This window comes from Candidatus Saccharibacteria bacterium (genome assembly GCA_017983775.1).
Classification (GTDB): domain Bacteria; phylum Patescibacteriota; class Saccharimonadia; order JAGOAT01; family JAGOAT01; genus JAGOAT01.
On the sequence record JAGOAT010000043.1, the window covers coordinates 1 to 3,411 of the forward strand.

General features: G+C 39.2%; 5 protein-coding genes. All 5 read left to right on the forward strand.

What is annotated here, in order from left to right; translation table 11 throughout:
- Positions 1 to 347: 347 nt before the first annotated feature.
- The gene (pilM, locus tag KA531_04060; protein ID MBP6006042.1) at positions 348 to 1,388 is read left to right on the forward strand and encodes a type IV pilus assembly protein PilM; all 1,041 of its coding nucleotides are present in this window, start codon (positions 348 to 350) and stop codon (positions 1,386 to 1,388) included.
- Positions 1,385 to 1,978: a hypothetical protein gene (locus KA531_04065; protein ID MBP6006043.1), complete on the forward strand. Its 594-nt coding sequence runs from the start codon at positions 1,385 to 1,387 to the stop codon at positions 1,976 to 1,978. The genes pilM and KA531_04065 overlap by 4 nt, the downstream gene beginning before the upstream one ends.
- Positions 1,968 to 2,663 carry a hypothetical protein gene (locus tag KA531_04070; GenBank protein ID MBP6006044.1) on the forward strand — a complete coding sequence of 232 codons (696 nt, stop codon included), beginning with the start codon at positions 1,968 to 1,970 and terminating at the stop codon, positions 2,661 to 2,663. The genes KA531_04065 and KA531_04070 overlap by 11 nt, the downstream gene beginning before the upstream one ends.
- Positions 2,663 to 2,854 carry a hypothetical protein gene (locus tag KA531_04075; GenBank protein MBP6006045.1) on the forward strand — a complete coding sequence of 64 codons (192 nt, stop codon included), beginning with the start codon at positions 2,663 to 2,665 and terminating at the stop codon, positions 2,852 to 2,854. Before KA531_04070 ends, KA531_04075 begins: the two co-directional genes overlap by 1 nt.
- Positions 2,854 to 3,411: hypothetical protein (locus tag KA531_04080; GenBank protein ID MBP6006046.1), on the forward strand; the 558-nt coding region annotated here is incomplete at its 3' end. The genes KA531_04075 and KA531_04080, both read left to right, overlap by 1 nt.

The window sequence follows — 3,411 nt, forward strand, 5'->3', positions numbered from 1 at the left end:
GAGACATAATGTTATTTATGGTGATGAAGGAGAATAACTGTTTTGGACTAAAGGATACGGCTTGAGCTAGGAAGGTTACTTAGGAGTAAGTCCTTAGCTTGGGGAGACTAACCAGACTGCTAACTAATAGAAAGCTTTACTCACAGGGCGGATCCCCCGTATTGTCCTTCGGACAATCGGAGGATGACAAGATAAGGGGTTTCAGGGGACGATGAGACAGGCCATGATACTTGGGGTTAGCCAAGACTTATACTTGGTCATATTTGCGATGGGTACTCTACGCCCCTTGCCAAGACTATCATGGTTGTGGTTAAATGGGATAGTAGCGATTTGAGAAACAAATAAAAATGAAAAACATAGACAGCGTAAAGGAATATTTCGGACTGGACATTGGTAACAGTAGTATTAAACTTGTCCAATTAAAGTCTAGCCATCCCAAGCCCGAACTAGTCACTATTGGTAGCACTCAGACTCCAGATGGACTAATAGCTAGTGATACTCCAGAGTCCAAAAGAGAAATAGCCAAACTGATTGTTAAGCTTGCCAAGGATAGTCAAGTCACCTCGAATAATGTGATAGCCTCATTGCCCAATTCTATAGTATCGGCAAATATTATTCGTGCTCCAAAACTCAAAAAGCAGGAGCTAGATCAGTCGATTAAGTTTCAGGCTGAAAAGTATATCCCAATACCGATTGACCAGGCAAAAATTGACTGGGCAGATCTAGGAGAAACACCTGACGGCAAGGAAGTAGAAGTTTTGCTGGTGGCAGCTCCACTCGAGAAGGCAAACAAATATTTAGAGATATTACAACTAGCTGGCCTGGAGTTGTTAGCACTTGAAATCAACCCATTGGCCCATATTCGTTGTTTTAGTAGTGTTAAGAATAGTCGATATTGCATAGTTGATCTCGGGATGAGTGAGACTGGAATTACCATAGTAGATAATCACATACCCAAGTTGATTAGATCAGTCAATATTGGTATTCGTAATCTTGTAGCTAATCTTGCTGAGAATCTTAATTTGCCGCCTGATCAAGCCAATGGCTATCTTTGGAGATTAGGGATTGGGCAGAGTCAGATGCAGAGTCAGATATTCTCAAGCATCCAGCAACAAACTGATACAGTGATCCAGGAAATCAGTAGATCAATCAACTTCTATAACAATCAAGTCGGTGCTGATACTGTCAAGAAGTTGATTTTTACCGGTGGGGGCATTAGTGTACCCGGATTGGTTAGTTATTATAGTGGTAATCTAAAAATCCCAGCAGAATATGGAAATCCTTGGCAACATGTTAGCTATAGTCCATCTCGTAAACAATATATCGATAAGACAGTCCCAACTTTTGCTACAGCGGTAGGTCTAGCTATGAGGAATCTGATCGAATGAACATCATTATTAATTTACTACCAGAAGTCTATCAAAGCCATTTAAAGGAAAAGTTTTATCGCAAGCTAATATTTAGTGGGGCTGTAGTAGCAACAATTGTGATGGTTACAGTCAATCTGGCCTTAAGTAGCTTATTTATTACTAGCAAGCTTAGCTTGGATGATGCCAAATCTAGTGTCAAAGCCAAGCAAGAGATTATTAATCAAAATCAAGAACTAATCAATCAAACTGCTACACTCCAACAAAATCTAGATTCTGCTTATCAACTAAGCATCAATAGAACTCATCACTCAAAATTAGTCGATAAGATATTTAATATTTTACCCTCAGGTGTACGTCCTGCATCGATTAAGATTAAAGATGATCTGGAAGTCAGTATTGTTGGTCGGGCAAATTCTACCGAAGAGGTAGCTGATAAATTAATTGGTAGTTTGCGAGATGCTAAGGATTCTCAGACTGGTGAATCATTATTTACCGATATCAAGACTGAATCAGTCTCAAGCTCGACTGGCAGTAGTCAAGTCGGATTTGAAGTAGTCTTTATTGCTAGTGAGATTATTCTCAAGGGAGAAAACCAAGATGGCAATTGATCTCAAAAACCTAACAAGCAAACAAGTAACTCTTAATGATATCAAGCACTTGAAGTTTAATTTGACTGCCGCTTTTGTAATTTGGTTGGTTCTTGTGGTAGCAATCGGCTTGGTTGGTATTACTCAATTTGCCTCATTAAGCGTCAAGAATCAGAAGGAAACTGAAGCTCTGGCAATCACAAGTCAAGATTTGGACAATAATATATCTAGACTCGATACCCTCAAGCAATCCTATCAAAAGATTACTGATTCTAGCTTAGCTTCAAATCTGACAGACGAAGAATTGATCCTTTCGGCTTTGCCAGAAGAGTTTGATGAAAATGATATCTATTTAATTATGAATCAACTAGCTAGACAAAGTTCGGTAGAGCTCGGTAACGCGTTTACTGAAAATAAAAACTCCAAGGAAGCTCTAATCAATGTCCCCCCTAAGGGAGTTCAAACAATCAGCTTCTCAAGTAAGATCAATGATGCATCGATTGGAAATTTCTTAAAATTTTTAGAGAACTCGGAAAATTCGCTTAGGACTTTAGATATTACCAGTATAGATATCACTATCTCGGATAACTCATCTCAACAATCTACTAGCTATAGGCTTTCAGACCAATCGGTTAAGGTCAAGATCAATCTGACAGCCTATTTTAGCCCAGCCGTCACACCAAAATCGACGACGGAGGTCTTATAATGAAATCAACTTCTACCAGACAATTAATTATCGTGATTGCAGCTTCAGCACTACTGACTATTGCAATATTTGTCTACATTCGATTTTTTGGGCCAAATTCAGGAATCACTGTCGAGAGACCATATCAATTCAAGACTGATTTTGATACGGAGACAATCAGGTACTTGAGAGGCCTGATTGATTATAGCTGATGCTTTCAAGAGAAGTTGAAACCCAGATAGTCAACTATCTGGTGTCACAAAATGTCCTGACAGCTCAGGCACTAGAGGAGCAAAAAAAGCTTGCTAATGTTAAGCGTCGAGGTTTACTCCAACAATTAATCGATAGTAAGGTCATTAGTGAAAATGATAGTGTTAAGTTGCTCGCCAGTGCAACCAAGACTCCCTACGTTGAATTGATAGATAAAAATATTCCTCAGGATGCTTTGCTCAAGATTCCCAAACAACTGGCCAAAGAGTATATGGCTGCTCCTTTTGGAATAGTCGATAGAAATCTCAATATTGCAATGCTTGATCCTAGTAATTTGCATGCCATTGATTTTCTAGCCAAGAGAACTGGAATGCATATCAATGCCTATATGGCCAATCGTCAGAGTATTGATTATGTAATCAATAAGATGAGCGATAATATTGATCAAGAGGTAACAAGAGCCTTCGGAGGAGATAGTTCAGAGAAAAAAGAAGGTGATCCAATTGACCAAGAGACCCTCTCTCAACTAGAGGGAACAGACATTGTCCAAGATGCACCA